Annotated in this window: 18 protein-coding genes and 1 riboswitch; of the genes, 10 read left to right on the top strand and 8 right to left on the bottom strand. The window is 37.5% G+C overall.

Annotation, left to right across the window (positions count from 1 at the left end; all coding sequences use genetic code 11):
- Positions 1-112: 112 nt before the first annotated feature.
- Positions 113-559 (bottom strand): IS3 family transposase, encoded by a 447-nt coding sequence (locus AR334_RS10695; protein WP_082692896.1) that lies wholly within the window; start codon positions 557-559, stop codon positions 113-115.
- A gap of 528 nt (positions 560-1,087) precedes the next feature.
- Between AR334_RS10695 and AR334_RS10690 the strand changes: the two genes are divergently transcribed.
- The 3 genes from AR334_RS10690 (at position 1,088) to AR334_RS28850 (ending at position 6,073) form a co-directional block, all read left to right on the top strand.
- Complete coding sequence (locus AR334_RS10690) at positions 1,088-3,400, top strand: EAL domain-containing protein (protein ID WP_066309645.1); 2,313 nt, start codon at positions 1,088-1,090, stop codon at positions 3,398-3,400.
- Complete coding sequence (locus AR334_RS10685) at positions 3,390-5,057, top strand: sensor domain-containing diguanylate cyclase (protein ID WP_066309643.1); 1,668 nt, start codon at positions 3,390-3,392, stop codon at positions 5,055-5,057. The genes AR334_RS10690 and AR334_RS10685 overlap by 11 nt, the downstream gene beginning before the upstream one ends.
- Before the next feature lie 74 nt (positions 5,058-5,131).
- A riboswitch (cyclic di-GMP riboswitch) is annotated at positions 5,132-5,214 on the top strand.
- A gap of 16 nt (positions 5,215-5,230) precedes the next feature.
- Positions 5,231-6,073, top strand: coding sequence for a GGDEF domain-containing protein (locus AR334_RS28850; RefSeq protein ID WP_172799207.1), 843 nt, complete (start codon positions 5,231-5,233; stop codon positions 6,071-6,073).
- A gap of 351 nt (positions 6,074-6,424) precedes the next feature.
- Here the strand turns inward: AR334_RS28850 and AR334_RS10680 are convergent, their stop codons facing one another.
- The 5 genes from AR334_RS10680 to AR334_RS10660 all read right to left on the bottom strand — a co-directional run bounded on the left by AR334_RS10680 (position 6,425) and on the right by AR334_RS10660 (position 11,222).
- Positions 6,425-6,658 carry a hypothetical protein gene (locus AR334_RS10680; protein WP_066309638.1) on the bottom strand — a complete coding sequence of 78 codons (234 nt, stop codon included), beginning with the start codon at positions 6,656-6,658 and terminating at the stop codon, positions 6,425-6,427.
- Between the two features lie 288 nt (positions 6,659-6,946).
- Entirely contained in the window at positions 6,947-7,450 is a 504-nt protein-coding gene (locus AR334_RS10675) for a competence protein ComK (protein ID WP_066309637.1), read from the bottom strand.
- A gap of 402 nt (positions 7,451-7,852) precedes the next feature.
- Positions 7,853-8,077, bottom strand: a complete 225-nt coding sequence (locus AR334_RS10670) for a helix-turn-helix transcriptional regulator (protein ID WP_066309630.1) — start codon at positions 8,075-8,077, stop codon at positions 7,853-7,855.
- 172 nt (positions 8,078-8,249) lie between these two features.
- Entirely contained in the window at positions 8,250-9,101 is an 852-nt protein-coding gene (locus tag AR334_RS10665) for a hypothetical protein (RefSeq protein ID WP_066309624.1), read from the bottom strand.
- Positions 9,102-9,467: 366 nt separating this feature from the next.
- Complete coding sequence (locus AR334_RS10660; protein ID WP_066309620.1) at positions 9,468-11,222, bottom strand: DUF262 domain-containing protein; 1,755 nt, start codon at positions 11,220-11,222, stop codon at positions 9,468-9,470.
- A 284-nt stretch (positions 11,223-11,506) separates the two neighbouring features.
- Between AR334_RS10660 and AR334_RS29475 the strand changes: the two genes are divergently transcribed.
- The 3 genes from AR334_RS29475 to AR334_RS10650 all read left to right on the top strand — a co-directional run bounded on the left by AR334_RS29475 (position 11,507) and on the right by AR334_RS10650 (position 12,748).
- Positions 11,507-11,683, top strand: a complete 177-nt coding sequence (locus AR334_RS29475; RefSeq protein ID WP_156431256.1) for a hypothetical protein — start codon at positions 11,507-11,509, stop codon at positions 11,681-11,683.
- 39 nt (positions 11,684-11,722) lie between these two features.
- A complete protein-coding gene (locus AR334_RS10655; protein WP_066309619.1) occupies positions 11,723-11,974 on the top strand; it encodes a hypothetical protein in 252 nt (83 codons plus the stop codon).
- Positions 11,975-12,100: 126 nt separating this feature from the next.
- The gene (locus AR334_RS10650) at positions 12,101-12,748 is read left to right on the top strand and encodes a hypothetical protein (RefSeq protein ID WP_066309617.1); all 648 of its coding nucleotides are present in this window, start codon (positions 12,101-12,103) and stop codon (positions 12,746-12,748) included.
- Positions 12,749-12,848: 100 nt separating this feature from the next.
- On the opposite strand, the gene AR334_RS10645 is transcribed toward AR334_RS10650, so the two are convergent.
- Together AR334_RS10645 and AR334_RS10640 are read right to left on the bottom strand one after the other, a co-directional pair.
- On the bottom strand, positions 12,849-13,028 hold the full coding sequence (locus AR334_RS10645; RefSeq protein ID WP_066309610.1) for an anti-repressor SinI family protein: 180 nt from the start codon (positions 13,026-13,028) through the stop codon (positions 12,849-12,851).
- Positions 13,029-13,060: 32 nt separating this feature from the next.
- Positions 13,061-13,654 (bottom strand): TetR/AcrR family transcriptional regulator, encoded by a 594-nt coding sequence (locus tag AR334_RS10640; RefSeq protein ID WP_066309608.1) that lies wholly within the window; start codon positions 13,652-13,654, stop codon positions 13,061-13,063.
- Between the two features lie 227 nt (positions 13,655-13,881).
- Here AR334_RS10640 and AR334_RS10635 point away from each other — a divergent pair, with 227 nt between their 5' ends.
- Genes AR334_RS10635 through AR334_RS10620 form a run of 4 tightly spaced genes read left to right on the top strand, consistent with a single transcriptional unit; the run spans position 13,882 to position 19,178 of the window.
- Positions 13,882-15,480, top strand: coding sequence for a hypothetical protein (locus AR334_RS10635; RefSeq protein WP_156431255.1), 1,599 nt, complete (start codon positions 13,882-13,884; stop codon positions 15,478-15,480).
- Between the two features lie 15 nt (positions 15,481-15,495).
- Entirely contained in the window at positions 15,496-16,149 is a 654-nt protein-coding gene (locus AR334_RS10630) for a hypothetical protein (protein WP_066309604.1), read from the top strand.
- Positions 16,150-16,162: 13 nt separating this feature from the next.
- Positions 16,163-17,677, top strand: a complete 1,515-nt coding sequence (locus AR334_RS10625) for an AAA family ATPase (RefSeq protein WP_066310747.1) — start codon at positions 16,163-16,165, stop codon at positions 17,675-17,677.
- A 16-nt stretch (positions 17,678-17,693) separates the two neighbouring features.
- Entirely contained in the window at positions 17,694-19,178 is a 1,485-nt protein-coding gene (locus AR334_RS10620; protein WP_066309603.1) for a hypothetical protein, read from the top strand.
- Positions 19,179-19,413: the final 235 nt, after the last annotated feature.

Here is a 19,413-nt window from a genome sequence, read left to right as displayed (position 1 = left end):
GCATATACCCCTGTCAAGTAGACAGTAGAAAAAAGCTTCCACCTTCAGCTTCGGCAACCAACTATGTGGTCTGTAAGCTGAAGAAGGAATCAATCTAATCATAGTTGACTCTTTAGGCAACTTTTGCCCGATACTTAATTGGGCTAAGGTTGCCTAATTTCTTTTGAATTCTCTTGTTATTATAAAAGTAGATATATTTATCCACTGCTTGTATAACTTCCTCTGGCTTCTCAAATTTATTTAAATACATACACTCTGTTTTAAAATGACTATAAAAGTTTTCTACACAAGCATTGTCTAAACAATTGGCTTTTCTGGACATACTTTGAGTAATACCATTTAGTTTGACGGCTTCGTGGTATTCGGGAGATGTATACTGATAACCCTGATCACTGTGGAGAATGGTTTTATCGGTCACATCTCTTTTTTTGTTCGCTTCTTTCAGAGTATCCATCACAAGTTCTAAACCATTCTTGGAACTTATTTTGTATGCCACGATTTCTTTATTCCATAAATCACAAATATCGGATAAATATAAACGTTGATTGTTCTTTAACAACCATTAATTTAACCCATCCGGAAATCGTAATCCATAACGATCATCGTTATTGCCCCATCCCCATTATTTTATGAGAAACCTGAACATAAACCTGTGCCATCGTGCTAGACGATACCTAGTACCTTTTATTTTATTGAAGTCATCTCTTCTTTTTGTACTAAATCCACCATGCTAACACCCACTATTTTTTTGAATATTCAATATAAATACAGGATGCCATTTTGTATAGTCTCTTTTAAAATTTGAAGTATCTGTGCATCTATTTATCAAAGAAATTAAAGTTTTAATGTGAAAGCATTTATGATTATTTCATTTTTTTTATATATTAATTGGGATTTATATTGAAATTCTACAAATTATGACAAAAAACCAAAAAAATTGACAAAATTCATTCCTATTAAGGAAATTGTCTGGTAATATATACCCATGTAAAAAAATTTACAAAGATCAAGAAACCTTATTGAAATGTACTCAACAAAATCGATATGCAAGTAGATAAAAGGAAGTAATCAAGGTGGTGAAGTAAACATGGGAACAGCAAGACAATTTAGACATTCGGAAATGGATATTGGGGCGGCATTTTCACGGAACGAATTTTGTTTGTATTTCCAGCCCAAACTCGACTTAGTAACAGGGAAAATAATCGGGGTTGAAGCATTAATACGTTGGGTAAATCCAGAGAAAGGATTGATTCTACCAATGGAATTTATCCCTTTCGTTGAGGAAACAGAATTGATTTTACCCTTGGGAGACTGGATTTTACGAACCGCTTGTTTTCAAAATAAGGCTTGGCAAAAGGTCGGCTACAACCCGATATTGATGTCGGTCAATCTTTCTGCACGCCAATTGTATCAGCCTAATTTTGTAAAAAGGGTAAGCCAGATTTTGAAAGAAACAAAGCTTGCTCCTGAATATCTTATTTTTGAAATTACGGAGGGGATTATGTTAGACGCCTTCCATGCCCCCAAAATTATTCGGGAATTAAAGAATATTGGTGTGAAAATCAGTTTAGATGACTTTGGAACGGGATTTAATTCACTTCAATATTTGCACGACCTTCCAATAGATAAGATTAAAATTGATCAATCATTTGTGAAGAACTCAACAATAGATTCGAATGATGCAACAATTGTGAAGATGATCATTGAAATGGCTCACCAATTAAATATGGATGTTATTGCTGAAGGTGTGGAGAAGAAAGAACAATTGATTTTTCTTCAACAAAATCTATGTAACCAAGGTCAAGGCTTTCTTTTTAGCAAGCCGTTACCGCCAGAAGAATTGGAGAGAAATTTTTATAAGATTGAACAGATTGTTGTTCGGGAAGGGATTCCCCAAGATGTCGGCAATCAGAAATGGATGGAGGAAATAGTTAAAAAAAATCAACGAGAATTACGTGAAACAATAAGTAGACATCAAGGAATCATTTTTAAGTTTAAAAAAGAAAATAAGAAATTCATCCACACTCTAAGTGACGGAGATTTACTGTATAAAATGGGTTTTACACCTGAACACATTATTGGTAAAGAACTGACAGATTTCCTTCCAATGGAAGCTGCCATGGAAAAAATGAACTATTATCAAAGGGCTTGGGAAGGTAAGGAGAACGTCACCTACGAAGAAGAATTAAATGGATTTCATTATATCGCAATTTTAAGTCCAGTCCGTAAGGGGGGGCAAGTGGTTGAAGTTATTGGCTCTTGTGTTGATATTACGAATCAAAAGCAAGTTGAAGAGTCATTAAGAGTCAGTGAATCGAACTATCAACTCATAGCTGATAATATTCAAGATGTTATTGTTAAAATGGATAATAATGGGTTAATCCTTTATGCTTCTCCTTCGCATGAAAAAGTATTTGAAATCCCTCCAAATGAATATGAAGGTCATCATGCTTTTGATTTCCTTCATCCTGAGGACATTCCTTCCGTTCAAAATCAGTTTACTATTATGAGTAAATTTCGGAAACCATGCCAGGTTCAATTTCGGCACCTGCATTCACAAGGTAAATGGCTTCCTATTGAGGCAAAAGTGACACCTGTTTATGGAGAAAATGATGAGGTAGAGTGTTTTATTGCAGTGGGAAGAGATATTTCAGACCGTAAGAATGTTGAGGAGTTTATACAAAGGTCTGAAAAGCTTTCAGTCATTGGGCAGTTAGCGTCAAGCGTAGCACACGAAATAAGGAATCCACTTACAACAATTAAGGGTTTTGTCCAGCTTATTCAACAAGAGAAAGAACCAGACTTTTATACTACCACCATATTGTCTGAAGTAAAAAAATTAGAAGAAATCGTAGATGAATTTATAAGTTTTGCAAATCCACAAGCACATCAAATAATTGAGACAGATATAAACATTCTTTTAAAACAAGTGCTTTCAATTTTTAAATCACAAACCATAATAAATAATATTGAAATTACCCAACAGTTCGAGATGGAATTGCCATCTGTTCGATGTGATAGAAGCCAAATAAAACAAGTTTTTGTGCAAATTCTTCAAAATGCGGTGGAAGCCGTGCCAAATGGCGGAATCATAAAAATTCAAACTCTTTATGAGGATTCAAACAAAGTTAAAATTAGGTTTATGGATCAAGGAAAGGGTATACCAAATAAGCGAATGAGAAAGATAGGGGAACCCTTTTATAATACAAAAGAAAAGGGAATTGGTTTCGGATTAATGATTAGTCATAAAATTGTTCAAGATCATGGAGGTTGGATTGACATTAATAGCACCATCGATCAAGGAACCACGGTTGATGTCGTTTTTCCAAATATTTCAAAGGGGAATAAGATCACAGCTATATCGGAAGGGGTGCCGAAGAGGGGGATTTATGGTAAGTAAACTAAGTGGAGCATCCTTTGAAATCTACCATTCTATCATTGAGCATAATCCAGATGCCATATTTGTAGTTTCGATACATGGAATAATTGAGGAGGTTAATCCAGTCGTAACCAATATGTTTGGATACGCCAAGGGGGAGATTCAAGGGATTCCTTTTCATGACATAATGGTTCCGGATCAGGTAGAAAAATTCGATTATCATGCCAAGCAAATAGCACAGGGAAATCAGTTTAAAACAACGATTAAAGCCGTTCATAAAAGCGGAGAGATTCTTGACCTGCAATTAAAGTGTATCCCACTAATCGTTAAAAATGAAATTATAGGCATTTTTTGTGTCGCAAAGGTTTTAACAGAATTAACAAAGAATACATTTTCCCTAAAACAACTGGAGGGGAGGTTCAATGCGCTTTTTAATTCTATTGCCGATGCGGTTCATTTACTTGATCTGAACGGAAACATCATTGATGTTAATCCTGCATTTGAAAAACTATATGGATGGAAACGAGAAGAATTGGTTGGTAATCCATCGCCCATTATTCCGGAAAATCAGTTAAAATATGCAAACTTGATTAAGGAAAAGGTGAAATTAGGTGAAAACTTATCTGGGATTGAAGTAGATGCCCTTCGCAAGGATGGGACAATTTTCACGGTAAGTTTAACCTTTTCTCCTGTTCGAAATGTGGATGGAGAAATTGTGGCTCTTTCTGGTGTTGCAAGAGATATTAGCAGGTATAAGCAATTAGAAGTTGCATTAAAGGAAAGTGAAGAATGGTTTAGGTTAATAGCAGACAATTCTACAGACCTTATTGCAATGTTCAAGCCAGATGGAGTGGTTAAATATGCTTCTCCCTCTCATGAATTGGTATTAGGTTTTTTACCTGTATTTTATGAAGGGCTTCATATACTAGATATGATTCATTCTGATGATATTCCCAAGGTAGAAAGTCTTTTTACAAGCTTAGCTCAGACGAAGAAGGAGAAGATAATAGAGTTTCGTCATAAACACTGGGATGGTCATTGGGTATGGATGGAGTCAAAAGTGATTCCAATTCTTAATGAAAAAGGGGATATTCTCCATTTCCTTGCGTTAGGAAGGGACATTACTGAAAGGAAAATGTATAGGGAAAGGTTAACCTATATGGCGTATCATGATACTTTAACAGGTCTGCCGAATCGAAGGCTCTTCAAAGAGAGGTTAGATCAATCACTAAAAGAAGCCAAGCGATACGAGCGAAAGTTAGCGGTTATATTTATGGATATAGATAATTTTAAACAAGTCAATGATACGTATGGACACGATGCAGGAGATGAGATCCTTAAACAATTTTCAAATAGAGTGATGAATCAGCTTCGTGAAAGTGACACAATTGCTCGACTAGGTGGAGATGAATTTACCATTCTGCTCCCGGAATTTCAAGAGAAGTTGGAAGTGGAAAGAGTTGCAAGGCGAATTATTACATCTCTTCAAGAACCTTGGAAGATTGAGGGAAATACTCTGAGAATAACCTCAAGCATGGGAATTGCCTTTTATCCCAAGGATGGAAAAAACAGGCATGAATTGTTAAAAAACGCGGATTCTGCCCTTTATGAAGTAAAGAGAAGTGGAAAAAATAATATTAAAACCAATGTTCCTATTAATAAATCCCTATTGGTCTAATAATTTATTTAATGTGTAAAAGAGTTTTTTCCCCGAATGAAAAAGAGAAACAATTACAAAGTGGAGTGCTTTTCTAATAATAAAGGCAAACTTATTGAAAAATAAGGATGCAAAGTCTCAGATCTAAGGTACATTCTAAGATGGCTGGGCTACCGAAAGGAGAAAATAGTAATTTGAAGCCAAAGCTTGTTTACTGGCTATTGATAATATTGTTTACGATTTTACCCATTGCATTAGAAAGTGGTTTTAGAGAAGGAATCGAAAGGCTATCTACCTTTTTGTGGTCCCTATTTTTAATACCTAACATTTTAATTATGGTAATGTATCCAAAATGGAAGATTATCATTGGGTCTGCATTCTTTTACAGCTTGTTGAAGTATGCTGCGGAATTTAGTGAGGAAGTTCCAACACATGATAAAATTGAATTGATACTCCTCATTGCTGGTTCTATTGTTAATGGAGCTATACTCTTCACAATTGGTTATTTTATACTAAAGAATAATAAGCTGTTAAAGTATGTTCAAAAACTTACTATCATTGATTCTTTAACTGGATTGTATAATCGGAGATATTTTGACTTATATATGGAAAAAGCAGTTCCAATAAGCGAAAGAAGCTCTTTAGTTCTCATTATGCTGGATATAGACCATTTTAAAAGAATTAATGATCAATTTGGTCATCAATGCGGTGATGAGGCATTAAAACATATAGCGGAAATCATTAGATGTAATGTAAGAAAATCAGATGGATATGTACGCTTTGGCGGCGAAGAATTTGCTGTCATTTTACCGAACACTGATGTAGGAAAAGGTGAAAAATTAGCTGAACGTATCCGTGAGGTTGTTGAGCAATCACATTTTATTTATAAAGATAAACAAATTCGCTTTACAATCAGTATTGGTATTGCTACATATTCTGGAGAGGAAACGGAGGAATTCATTGAAAAGGCTGACAAGGCATTATACCATGCAAAAGAAGATGGTAGAAACAGAGTGGCTATTTTCAATGCAAGTTGAATAGTCAAAAATAGAGAATATCATAAAAAATTATGAAAGAATTAATGGGAAAAGAGTATTAAATTCTTTTCCCATTTTTGTAACACTGCCTAGAATGGTGTTATATAGTTTTTGTTTTTTTGTTTGATTCAACTAAATGTATAGCTGTGCCCTCGATTTTTATATCCTTTTCTGCGAAGATGCTTATGAATGCGTCTGCCACTTGAGGATCAAACTGTGTCCCCTTATTCCGGTGAATCTCATTAAGAGCAAAATTCAGGTCTAATAAATCAAACGTCCAATTAGTTTGGGCATGGGAAACAAAATGTTGAAAACCATCACAAGTTGTAACCGATATCCCGCCCCCTATGTCTAAAATGATTTTCTATACTTTTTCATTAATTTTATCAAATGTATAATGGCTAAATGCACAGATTTGTCTTTGTCGGTGTGAAAGCCATACCCATCCAATTCCTCGTATTGTTGATCATCGATCCATGCAATGCTTTTAAAACCTTCTGGAACTTCAAATATTTCAAGTTCAATGCTAACGCCTTTACTCAGGCGAAGCTGGAGCCTCTCGTGCCCAAGGATGTTGGTATCCATTAGTCAGGAATCTCCTTTCTAGAATCCGCGATTTATTTATCATATTGCCCCAATACAATGCTGCAGTAAGTAATAAGTAAGGGGGATGGGGTTTAGGCGAATGGTGAATTTGCCCAAATCTAACCTGCCTTGAGTATTAATTCTTTTATCGCCAATTACAAGTGTTTGTTTTGTGACTAGAAATTGGAAACACTGCTCCCCACTAATGGGAAGCAGTGTTCTTGGAGCCGGAATGATTAATAATAAATTGGATAAATGCACTTTCTCTAACAACTGCTCTGATTGAAATTACGCGCCTTTTTTTGGTCCCTTTTTAGGAAAATTTGAATGGGAACCTAGTTCAACCGTCATTTTCATGAATTGCTCTGCGGTTTGCAGTTTATGATTAAAAGAATATAGCTTGGATGGAATGGCCATGATCATTCCATTCGAAAACTCAATCTTTGCTTTCCGATCTAAAGAATTCGTTCTTGCGATATGGTAGGGATTAAACCATATTGCTTCCACATGATTGGCCGATTTATGCGGAAACACGCAAATTCTGTGTATTGGATTCACCATTACTGGACACATATGTTTATTCCCAAGCAGCAACCTGGCTGTTGCCATTGCTCCTTTTAAATCATAGCCGATGCATCTGATACTATGAGTCAAAACTTCTAAGGGAGACTGATCAACAATAAACGTTCTATTTTGTTCTCTGACAAGCGTACAAAGCTTTGCATTTCGATCATAAATGCCAACCATACACATAAAATCCGGGCCAATAATATAGTTTTCTTCAATAAACAAATGCTTCATCTCCTTTAATTGGATTCCCTTTTATTTTATAGTTCCGATTGATATAGCTTCGGATCAAAAATTGCCCAAGCGTCTACTCCTTCCTATAAGGGATATCTTAAGATAATAAGCAGCTACCGGGATGATAGATACCTATTGCAATAAGTGGTGCAAGTGTTACCGTTCAAGTTGAATGGTCAAAATTCTTGGATTTTTCCTCTTGTGATGTAGTGAAATATGAAGCGCTTTAAAAATCTTCATAGGGACAAGGAACAGGATGGGTTATGGCGGATTTCTAAGTTGGGTTGTTTAGAAGTTTCAATATGTATGAAGAACAGTAAAGGGGGTTAAAAGTGGAAACCCCATTTATAGGAAAAATGTTTAAAAAGTGGTATTTGGTCGTAAAGATGAGTGCTAGTCATCATCGACTTCAACCAGGGCAATAATTTTACCAATATCAATTATATCGAGTGCATCTGCAATCTTTTCAATATGTTCCAATTGAATTCTCTGTCGCTGCTGGTTTGCCAGTTCATTTAGAGCCTCTGAACGGACATCGGCTATGCGGGACAATTCCCTCATGGAGATATTATATTCATCTATTAAGTCGTGCAATTTTACAACAACCTTTTTCCCCATAGCATAGCTCACCACCTACAGATTCACTCTTATAGAGAAATTACCATATAAGAAAATCGAAAGTGGAACGCATAAGCGTCTCGTTTATTATGACTTATGGCGAAATATAGAACCTTTTGTCAATAATTGTAGAAATCAACTAGGTTGACCGTGGGAACTAGATAAGTCGATTCTAATTATCATAATTCTGTGTGACATAATGGAAGTACGGGTTATCGACGAACAGGTCATCATAGGTTTTGTTTGGATAACCAAATTCCTCGTAAAGCGCCTCATAATAACGCTTGGCAAACTTCTTGTTTAAAATTCCATAAAAATAGGCGATCGGTTTTTTGACGGCATTGGTGAATTTTTGTTTGCGGATCAGCTGTTTTAAAGATTGGGTTGCTACTTCCATCATGGTTTGTGTTTCTTTTTCACTGTTATTGCGATAGGCAGCTATTTGAGTCATATGCCAGTACTCTTCAATGCTCTTTGCCTCTGGAAAGAAATACTTTGCGAGCTGGACAAACTCCTGTGGAACTCGATCGCTAACATATGTATGGTCCAATTGCAACGGCTCTTCTTTACGTTTATTTATCTTTTCATCTTTTTCAGTTTTTAAAAGATTACTGGTTTCTTTTGGCTGGTCCAAAATTTCTGGTTTGGGTGGTTCATTGTAAGGAAAAGGATTAAATACATACAGGTTACTAGTTTGCGATCCATTTTTTCTTTCCGTCTCATGAACGGTGACTAGCCCAAGATTGATAGCCTTTAGAATCATCCGTTTAAAGGTGGAGCGTGAAATGCCATTGTCATGGTATTCCTCGTGAATCGCTTTGAGAATGGTGCCAATTTTGGCATTGCAGATGCCAGGGAGCTTGGCAGCAAAACGCACCAGCCGTTTTAACCCAATTAGTTCCCCTTTAGAAAAGTCAGCCTTATGCTGCACCATCCACATTTCCATATGATTATTAAATTCTTTAAGACTAGAAAACTGAGAGAATTCTTTGAATTGTTCAATGCACCCTGACTTCATACCCATAATCTTGTTCCGCCCTTCATCGCTATTGTTGGTGGCCGAGGAGCGTTTTCAAGTTTCCGGCATCTCTACTATATCGAGTTTGGAGGCGTTGGGCGAACGAGAAAAAATCAAATTTGAAGCGAATATTGGTCTTAAAATGCTTTTTTTGGCCTCAAAAATGATTTTTGAAGCTGTTTTTTGCAATTTGAGTCGTTTTTGATATGAATTTATTTGAAAGAGCTCGTGACCATAGGGCGTTTCCGCTGGCATTTTTAAGAAAGAATGTGACTAGTAAAGAACTTATAAATCCTGCCTTTACTAAAAAATAAACAACCCTGTTGACTATTCATCAACAGGGCATTTATTTTGTTAGTATGAATTTCTGAATCAAAAAACCTGCTTCAATTTCTCATTCAGCATTTTCCTTCGCTCTTCAATAAAAAAGCTAAAATCCTGAATTTCTAAGAAATTTACCGGTATGATATGGTTTTCGCAAAACTTATTTATAGATATCCCTTGCTTAACAGCTTCCGTTTCTACCCACTCCTTTAATACTTTATCCTGTTTGGACATGTTTTCATTGGAATCAAGCATCTGTAAGTTTAGGATGCTGTTGTTATTTTCAGCATGTAAATAGAAAGGCTGGTCAGCGTCTGGAATGTTATTGTTACCCAAGTTTTCCTTTGTGAATCTTGAAATGGGATGTAAATGATCTTTGTGGAAATTCCCATTTTGATAATCTAGGTTCGGATACAGCAGTGCCAAAATACTGAAAGCAAGATTGTCATCTTTTTGTGTTAATAAAAGGTTGTCGATATATTCATCAGTTAAGGTCATATCTTTGGTTGACCCTTTTAAAAGGGCGACGATTTTGTCAGCCGGATACTCCAAAATACCATGGGGAATCGGAGCTGATGAGATATCCTTTGTAAATACGCTGCGAATACTTGTAAGAATAGAATCCGCTTGGCCGCCAAATACACGGGCTACCAAGGCCAGATTCAGCCATTTTTTTATGACAAGCCTATCATTTTGAAACTGCCTCAAACTTGAAAAGTTCTGATGAATTTTTCGATGATAGATGTAATAAATAATGGGAATGATGGCGTTTTTAGATGTAAGAGTGGATTCGACATAGCCCAACCGTTTCACTAATTCGAATGCTTCTAGGATCGATTGTTTAATTTGGTCCCAATTTTTTTCGAACTCCACGGCATTCTCAGTGGTAAAGTTAGTGACTTTGAATTTAATGTCCTTACTGTGCAAAAATAGGAAAGTTTTTAGCACAAAGTCTTTTGATATATAAAATCCCTTATCTCTGATCTCATCGACTAATTTGTAAATTTCCTTTCTAGCATCCTTTTGCTCCCAGTTCGCAATCGCAATGGACATAAGGAGGTCGGAGAAACTAAGTGGTTCGCCGCCGCTATTGATCCGAATAAAGATATTCAGCGCTTTATCCAGACTTTGGTCTTTTTCTAAAAAGTAATTGATGGAAGCCGTCGTATGTATTTTTTCATGAAGCTCCGACAATGTTTCATAGGTGAACTCATTTTCCTTTAAACCATGCTCATCTAAGTATCTGTTGAATTGGATGCTTTTTCCTAGATTTAAGATTTCCCCGACGCGAAACCATTTTTTCGGGTTTGCTTCATATTGTTTTGTCGTTAAAAATTTGAACTCGTACATTCTCCCATCTTCTGAATCCTGTAAGGGTTCCAATATATTTAGGTATAGTTTTCTCGTGGGAATATTATCTTCAGTATCCTTCCTACGCACACGAGGATTCTTATAAGCATAGCTTCCTTTTAACCCGATATAAAGGGAAGTTAATCTTTGCTGGCCGTCCAGAACAGCCGTAAAATCACTTAGTCCCGCGGTATCATATTCTTCATTATGTGTTTTATAAAATTCACGATATTCCCTTAAAAACTTGTAAAATTTGTAGCTTGATTTCGTTTCACCCTCCACCCTCCAAAATAAAAAGGAACTGATCGGATAATCTCTCATAATCGAATCAAACAGCCACTCAATTTTCTCGTGAGACCACTCAAACTCTCTTTGGATGGCAGGCAGCAGAAATCGATTATTTTCAATGTTTTCAATTGCTTGTGCGATGGTAATTGGTATTTGAAATGACATTACATTTCCCCCTGGCAACGTTTTTAAATGCAGTTTGAAATAATTTCCAGTTTCTATTTTACTACAAAAAATGAATCTTACCAAGCTAGTGGTTTTTTTATGAGTTTTCCTAAATAGAGATTTCGACATGCTTTTTTTGAAGTATTAGATAAAAATCAGTGGGTAGTAGGCTTCGGATTGGAACTAGATATACGTTTGGTTACATGGCAAATTTTTCAGCTGAATAGGGCAATAAAATGAATTAAACCAATACTTTTGGGGGTTTTACTTAAACGTTTAATTGGGTGGAAATCGGCTTTGATGCTCTGCCGATTGGCTACAAAAATGCCCTTTTGTGCTTGGACGCATTGAAGGACTATGCTGCCATCATAGAGTTAGTCAGAGACAAGGATACAATGGTATTGAAAATAGGCCTGGACGGGGTCTTTGCCGATTTGGAGGGTTGTGCGAAGAAACTATAGGCCGGGATTGAGCAAGGGACGGTTACCCAGGAGGAAAAGGTGGAACTGCAGGAGGAGATCAGGAGAGCAATCTGGCTTAGCAGAATTTCGTTTAAAGCGGATGACCCTGGATATGAGGACAAACTTTTAACCTGGCGAAAGTTGCGAAATCACTTTTTCCGGACGAGGCGATTGGTGATGCTTGGGGCACCCAAAATCATTATCTTGGTTGAATTCGAGTGGCTGCTGACGATGGTCGACCATATGATCCAGCGCTATCATGGTGGAAATCCGCAATTTACCAAGGATTAGCTGGAAGATTGAACTAGGGATTCAAAATACCGTGAAAAAAGACTTATCATTTATTCTTTAGATTATGGAAAAAATGAGATAATATACCTGATATTTTAATAGAAAAATAATATTGGAGGAATGTTTGTGAATGTGTGTGAATTAGTTAAAAAAGCCTATGAATTATATGTAGCAGAAGATAAGAAGAAAGAAACAGAAACCGGTAAAGGGTTGAGAGAAGCAGGGAATGAATATATCGAGTCAGTAGAAAGGGGTATGGAAGATTTTATCCATAATAGAAATACGTCATTACTTTCAGATGGTAAAGATAATTATTTATTTTCTAATGGTAAGTATTGGGCGGAAATTGGTCCTGGAAAAATGGCAAAGCGAAATTTCAAGCTGTTTTTAGAGGACCAACAAACGAAAAATATAATACGTACATTATTAAAAGCTGATTTCACCCAAAAACAAAATAAGGATCTCATTAGAGAGTATTTTGAACATAGAGATGGATTCCAATATTTACAGGATGTGTATTTTCCAAGAGCGTATACCAACCGGTTGTACACGATTCTCTTAAGAGATGTTACAACGACGATTTCAAATGAAAAAGTGTTAAAAGAGGTAGCCAATACGTTGAGGATTTTTACAAGTAATAAATCTTACGGTGAACTTCAGCTTGATGTTAGGGAAGTAACAGATAAGTGCTTAATAGAATTAGGTTTATATAATGATTGCACTACCTTCGATAAGGCGGTAGTGGCTTGGTATGTTCATGAGTTGCATGTGTAAGTTACTACCATGGTTCTGAATCCTCTGTGAAAAGGCCCGACTAGCGGATTTAACTAGTCGGACCTTCCTTGTATTTACCGAATTTGCCAAGACTCAACCCTTACACAACTTCAGGTTTATTTTTTAGTTTACCAGGTACGGTAGTTGTTTGTTGCATTTTGGAGGCACTCCTTAGAAAGGCCCTAACTTCATCTGGTTGCAATCCCATTTTTTTCGCCTGTAATAGCAGATATACCCATTCGTCATCCAGCTTCCAATTGTCCACATCCTTTATCTCCATCGCTTCTCATACCCCTCATAAAATAAAATATTTTAATTGGCTATCATTCCATATAATAATAGTCGTACTATTTCGTTTGCGAGGTCTTCAGGTTCAATTAGGTTTTGTAATAATTTTGTTTCGGTAAGTCGTTCGATGATGCCAACTAAACTATCTGCCACCGTTTGCATATCCACATCGATCCTAAAATAACCATCCTGTTGTTCTTTTCGTAAATTTTGTTCGATTTGAGTGGCAATTTGACTCTTAATTTCACTCGATTCTTTCGCCATATAGAATCCTATTCGTGTCAAATCGGCTTGCTCCTTAAAGAACGAAAATAAATTCATAAGACTTTGCTTGATTTCCTTCTCAATTGACCCTTTTTCCAAGCCTGTTTCCAGGAGGCTCTGTTGAACATACGCGACTAATTGTTCGCGAAAGATATCGACCAATTCTTGAAAAATCGCCTCTTTGCTTTGGAAATACAGATAAAAGGTAGGTTGTGTTACGTTTGCTCTTTTAACAATCGTACTAATTTTTGTTTCATGATATCCATTTTTAGAAAACTCTTCTGCCGCTATATGTAAAAGGAGATTCCTGCTTTTCTCCCCATCTGCACCTTTTTTTCTTCCTCTTGCACCCATGGTCGTCTCCCTAAGATTGCAATTATATTACTCGTGAGTATTATCCTTCATAAAAACAAAATCGTCAATACCAATCTATAAAAAAACTATTTTTTCGGAAAAATTACAGATTCCCGTACTTTTGTTAGAACGGTGAAGGATAATTCTTGAAGTTGCAACAAAAATGCTGATGCTTTATGTGGTATATTTAGGAAGAAAGTATTACTTGCGGCTAAAGGATGGTCAACATGCTAAAGAGGAGTATTAAGTACCCGCTTCTCATGAAAGATGGGGAGAAGGTAAGGAGTATAGAGGAATTAAGGAAACATTTTGATATTGAAAGTATACTGGACTATTATTTCGATGGAAGATTAAGTACTTGGCTTGACCAAAGATTTTACCATGAAGAAGTGAGGCTTTTACGTGATTTAAAAGATTGTGAGTTTCTTCAATTGCCCCGGAATCTTACGGAAGTCTTTAAAGTTGAGTTCACTGATCACATGCAGACCTTGGTTCAAGAGTACTTTTTTCAAAAAAATAAACGCGAGCAATTAAAAGGATATGATCATCTTCCCGATAACCTTGATTTGATTGCCTTTTCACAAGAGGAGCTGCAACAAATCCTTCAATCCGACGAAAAGGTGGTCTACCTTTTTGGTGACCAGTTTGAAGTTAGCGATGACATCGAAAATGTTAAGTATATAGGAATTAACCAACCTACTGTAAGTTTGAGAGGGAATGGGAAATTTGAGGCAAGGAAGAAGAATATCGCTTTTAAAAATATCAACCTCACTTCAAAGGAGATGGTCCTTCTTTCAATGGATCAGCAAGGCGTGAAGGATAACACGATTAATGAAGAAAAAATCGTGAAGAGAAGCCATTTCACCAACTTTGTACACGGAATTAAAAGTAATGCAAATGGCGGTTATCAATTAAACGGAATTGCAGAAGGGTACTTTCATCCGATAAATAAGATCTATCTGTATAAGGATGTTGTGGTTCTTTCGGAGCGGGACCGAATGCTGCTCATCAATCATCAAACCGGAAAATCTATTCAAGAGATTAAAAGGCAGTATAGTGGGGACATCAATTCCTGCAAGGATGGGAACCGATTGAATTATCATTTTGAGTATTCGGGTCAAAATACGAATGACTTATATGAATTCAATCTAGATACCTTAATAGCAAGGGTAATCAAAAAGGACTTTTTCAACAGACAGGGAACCGAAAATACCACCATTTTAGAACGGATCGGGGATTGTTTTTATCGTTGGAGTCTGTACGATACCTATATGTCAGGAAGCGTTACTTATTTTGATTTTTACAAGTATGATAGCAAAACGTTCAGGGTAAGCGATGCCCATAGCTATTCACAGTATCGAACCGAGCATAAGGTTACCTATTTTATTCATCACGACCAATTTTACAGTGCCGTCTTTGATCAATTTCATATTAATGGGAAAAAGGCATTTAAGCTGGAGGGGAGTCTGGGGCTTTTCGCGATCCATGAAAACTCCATTTTCGGAACTCCAGCCAATAATGGGTCCCTTTGGAATCAATTGGGAGAAACGGGCCAAATTGTGATTCTTGATTTAGGAACGGGTAAGGTCAAGAAAAAGGTGCAAGCCCACAATAGTGAAATTAAGGTAATAAAGGACTTTAATGATAATCTTTATACCTTATCCGAGGATGGAACGATAAAGGTCTGGGATCTACCTAATCTTGATTTACTTCATACCATTAAAATACCTCCGGGCTATCGTGGTGGGCAGCCATCCTTTGGGATTGACTTTGATGATGATAAAATGGCTGTTTTGTATAAAAGTAATGTGCTGATTTTTGAATAAGAGAGGGCGGTTTAAGTGAAACGGCAAATCAAATTCCCCCTTGTCATAAAGAGCGAACAAATAAGGACTATGGAAGATTTGCGCAAGAATTTTGACCTGGAAAGTGTACTGGACTATTTCTTTGATGGCCGGTTAAAAAAGTGGTTAGAGCAAAGAGGATTCACAGAAGTACTGAACGCATTGCCGGCATTGCGAGGAAAGGATGACAACGAGGATATTCCGAAGGTCATTTCAGAACTGTTTGGGGTCGATTATAACCAGGATTTTAATTTTAAAAAGTATCTCTGGGATCGGGAAAAAATCGCGTTAATTAAACAATTTACTGATTCTGAAGAGATATTGAAAGACCTCGACAGGGTTATTACGACTCAGGAAGAGTTAAATCAACTTACTGCCAAAGGGAATCAGCCGGTTTATCTACTGGGACATAGATTTTGGATAAATGATGGAGTAGAAAAGACAAAATATATTGGTATTAATCAACCGCGTGTACAATTGTATCATGATCAAGATTTCTATACTGCTAAAAATATAGAATTTGATGATGTTATTTTAGATCTTAGCCTGTATAGGATCATGGAAAAAGTAAAGGCGGAATGGGGCGAATTTGCGAAGAGTTTTTCTAATGTAATTGCTGAAATTATTGTCAATAAGAATAATCAAAAGTGAGTTGAACATTCATATGATTGAAAAATTATGCCATTACATAGATGCCAGTTTTCCCATTATTTATCTTCATACGTTTGAAGAAACAAAGGCTGACCGGATCATATTTGATGTTGCCAAAAAGGTTGGGAGAGGTGTCGTTGAGTGGGATGCCTCCAACGGGCAAACAGAATGGAATGTGACCCGAAAGGATCCTCTTATAAAAAAACGCCTTTTTGAAGGAACCCGAACAATAGAAGAGACATTAAGTACAGAAAAAGAGGGCGATTCACTTTCACAGAAAATTTTAGTATTGAAGGATGCCCATCATTTTTTTGACCGACCACGAATTATCAGTATGTTAAAAGACATCGGGCATATGATTCTGTCAGGACGTGTGGAAACGACTATATTCATCGTTTCCCCTGTTTTAACCATTCCAAGTGAAATAGAAAAATACACCACTGTGCTAGAAATTGGCTACCTTGATCATGATGAATTAGAAGGAGTCATCTCGGAGTTTTTCAAGGATTATGAAATGCCGTCGATTTCCAGAACTCTATTAAATGAAATGGTAATGGCATTTAAAGGGCTGACAGAATATGAAATCAAAAATATTCTCGCTCTAGCATACGCCCATGACGGCGGCTTTGAGAAAGAAGATTTAAAGTTTATCCATGACCAGAAACAGCAGGTTATCAAGAAGTCCGGAATTTTGGAAATGATCGACTTAAAGGAAAGCCTTGAGGATATTGGCGGCTTAGAGAATTTGAAGAAATGGCTGAAGCGGAAGGCGGCTATTTTTAACGATCTCAATCGGGCAATTGAGTTCGGGGTAGATATGCCTAAGGGCGTATTAATTGCCGGTGTTCCAGGCTGCGGTAAGTCCCTCAATGCAAAAGCAGCTGCAAAGCTCTTTAATGTTCCATTGCTAAGATTGGATATGGGCAGATTGCTGGGAAAGTACGTAGGAGAATCGGAGGCAAACATGAGAAAGGCCATTTCATTAGCCGAAGCAGTTTCTCCGTGCGTTCTCTGGATTGACGAGGTCGAAAAGGCTTTTGCCGGAATTGGTGGAGGCGGTGGTGCCGAGGTAACGACCCGTTTGTTCGGAAATTTTTTAACATGGATGCAGGAAAAGACGAGCCCGACCTTCGTGGTTGCCACTGCGAACGATATTTTGAAGCTTCCGCCTGAATTGATGAGAAAAGGAAGATTTGATGAAATTTTCTACGTTGGGCTGCCTAATGATGCTGAGCGTAAAAAGATATTTGAAATCCATATCGGAAAACGCCGCAAGCGTGATTTATCCAGCATCAATCTTAATGAGTTAGTGTTGAAAACACAGGGCTTCAGTGGAGCAGATATTGAAGGGGTCGTCCGGGATAGTATTGAAGCGGTTTTTGCAGAAGAGAAGAAGCGGTTAACGACCAATGACATATTAAATGCAATCAAAAACACCAATTCATTATCTGAGATCATGAAAGATTCAATTGATAAGATGTCTAAGGAATATGAACGCCGTAAATTTAAGAATGCATCCCTAATATAAGCGAGGCAATAGACTAATGGGAAATATTACGCTGGATGGTTTAGATGAAAAAAATACGGCCGAGTTTCAACAAGTTTTAAGCCGATTTATTCACTCCTACCAACAAAAAGACAAAAATGTTAGTGATCAGGAATGGCTGCGAACTGCATATAAGAGGGGGCTGCCTGAGTTGAGCGATCAAGAGGCTTCCTCTCTGAGTGAAGAAACGATCCGCGGCGTGGAAACATTTGATTCTAATCTAAAGTCTCTAAATGAGACAATTGAAAACGGCGGGACGAAGGAAAGTTGGTTTTTTAAAAAGGTTCAAGAAGCATCTGTCGGTGTGAGTGTCAATGATATGGGAAACTATTTGAATACCATTGATGCATCCATTCAACAGGCCAATGCCCAAATGCTCCAGGCTGTTACCAACATGGATGGCGCCGTCAGTCAAAATATGAACTTAGATGGGTTTATGGCGGAGCAGCATCATGTCAATTCCTTTAATATGAATGCGAAGTTGAGTGGCAGTGAATTTATCGCAAAGGTCTCAGGGCCGGAGCCGGGCGCAGGGTACGGGAAAAATTCCTTCGATATTGTCATCCTTGATAAAAACAAGAATATTGTCAATCAGTATCAAGCAAAATACGGGGCAACTGCTCAAGATACGATCAGAATGGTCAAGAACGGGAACTACAACAATCAAAGAATTCTTGTGCCGGCGGAACAGCTGAGCGAGGTCAGAAAAGCTTTCCCTGGGAAGACCGTGGTCAGTTCGATTGGGGGAACGGATAAGGTAAAAGCCATCAGCCACCCTTTGGAAAAAGGGAAAATCAAAGAGCTGCAGCTAACGCTTCAGGAAAAGGGCATTCTGCCAAAATATGATTGGAATCATTATCAAATAAAGGATTTATCTTTTAATCTGGCAAAAAATGCAGGAACAGCAGGTATCCAGGCTGCCGTTATTACAACAGGGTTTGATTTGGCAAGGAAAGCGGCTGTTGGTGAAACCATTAATGTGGACGAGTCCATTGAACTTGCTCTGAAGACCGGAACGGACGCAGGCATTAAAGCTGCCGCAGCGGCTGCCCTAAAAACAGCCTCGGAAAAAGGGATTCTTACGGTGATTCCTCAGGGGACTCCAGCCGGCATAATTGCCAATATCGCCTGTGTTGGAATCGAAAATGTCAAAATTCTAGGTGAAATTGCCTCCGGGGAACTGACCGTCAATCAAGGATTGGATCGAATGGGAAGAACCACCACCTCGATGGCATACGGCTTAGGATGGGCAGCGGAAGGTGCGACTGTTGGTGCTGCCGTTCTTTCATGGATTCCCGTCGTCGGACCATTTGTAGGGAGTGTAGTCGGAGGAACAGTCGGCTATATGGCGGGATCCAAATTCGGAGATAGGGTATATAACACAGCAAAAAAAGTAAGTAATACAGCTAAAACCATCGCAACTAAAACCTGGGAAGGCGTAAAATCCGTCGGCCGCTCCATTGCCAACTTCCTATTTGGGTAAGTAGTGCCATTTCGGGGCGTGACAGTGGCACTGATTTTAAGTTGTTGATTTCCGTGTCACTCCCCAAATTTTTTCTAATCCTGATATACTTTTAGTGCTTCATATTTACTATCATACCTGATTAACATCTCAGGATAATGATAGTGTCTATATTGAGTGTTTTCATTGACTATTATTCCAAGCGTATTGATATTTTCGAATGTTATTTGTTTCATTAATATTCACCCTATTTTAA

The organism is Bacillus sp. FJAT-29814, assembly GCF_001510715.1.
Taxonomy (GTDB): Bacteria; Bacillota; Bacilli; order Bacillales; family Cytobacillaceae; genus Neobacillus.
The sequence above is the reverse complement of the archived record's forward strand: the minus strand, read 5'-3'. Positions and strand labels throughout refer to the sequence as shown.

Coding starts and splice junctions, on each gene's coding strand:
- AR334_RS10690 (WP_066309645.1), top strand. CDS start 1,088: ATGGGAACAGCAAGACAATTTAGACATTCGGAAATGGATATTGGGGCG.
- AR334_RS10685 (WP_066309643.1), top strand. CDS start 3,390: ATGGTAAGTAAACTAAGTGGAGCATCCTTTGAAATCTACCATTCTATC.
- AR334_RS10680 (WP_066309638.1), bottom strand. CDS start 6,658: ATGGATACCAACATCCTTGGGCACGAGAGGCTCCAGCTTCGCCTGAGT.
- AR334_RS10670 (WP_066309630.1), bottom strand. CDS start 8,077: ATGGGGAAAAAGGTTGTTGTAAAATTGCACGACTTAATAGATGAATAT.
- AR334_RS10665 (WP_066309624.1), bottom strand. CDS start 9,101: ATGGGTATGAAGTCAGGGTGCATTGAACAATTCAAAGAATTCTCTCAG.
- AR334_RS10660 (WP_066309620.1), bottom strand. CDS start 11,222: ATGTCATTTCAAATACCAATTACCATCGCACAAGCAATTGAAAACATT.
- AR334_RS10645 (WP_066309610.1), bottom strand. CDS start 13,028: ATGGAGATAAAGGATGTGGACAATTGGAAGCTGGATGACGAATGGGTA.
- AR334_RS10640 (WP_066309608.1), bottom strand. CDS start 13,654: ATGGGTGCAAGAGGAAGAAAAAAAGGTGCAGATGGGGAGAAAAGCAGG.
- AR334_RS10635 (WP_156431255.1), top strand. CDS start 13,882: ATGCTAAAGAGGAGTATTAAGTACCCGCTTCTCATGAAAGATGGGGAG.
- AR334_RS10625 (WP_066310747.1), top strand. CDS start 16,163: ATGATTGAAAAATTATGCCATTACATAGATGCCAGTTTTCCCATTATT.
- AR334_RS10620 (WP_066309603.1), top strand. CDS start 17,694: ATGGGAAATATTACGCTGGATGGTTTAGATGAAAAAAATACGGCCGAG.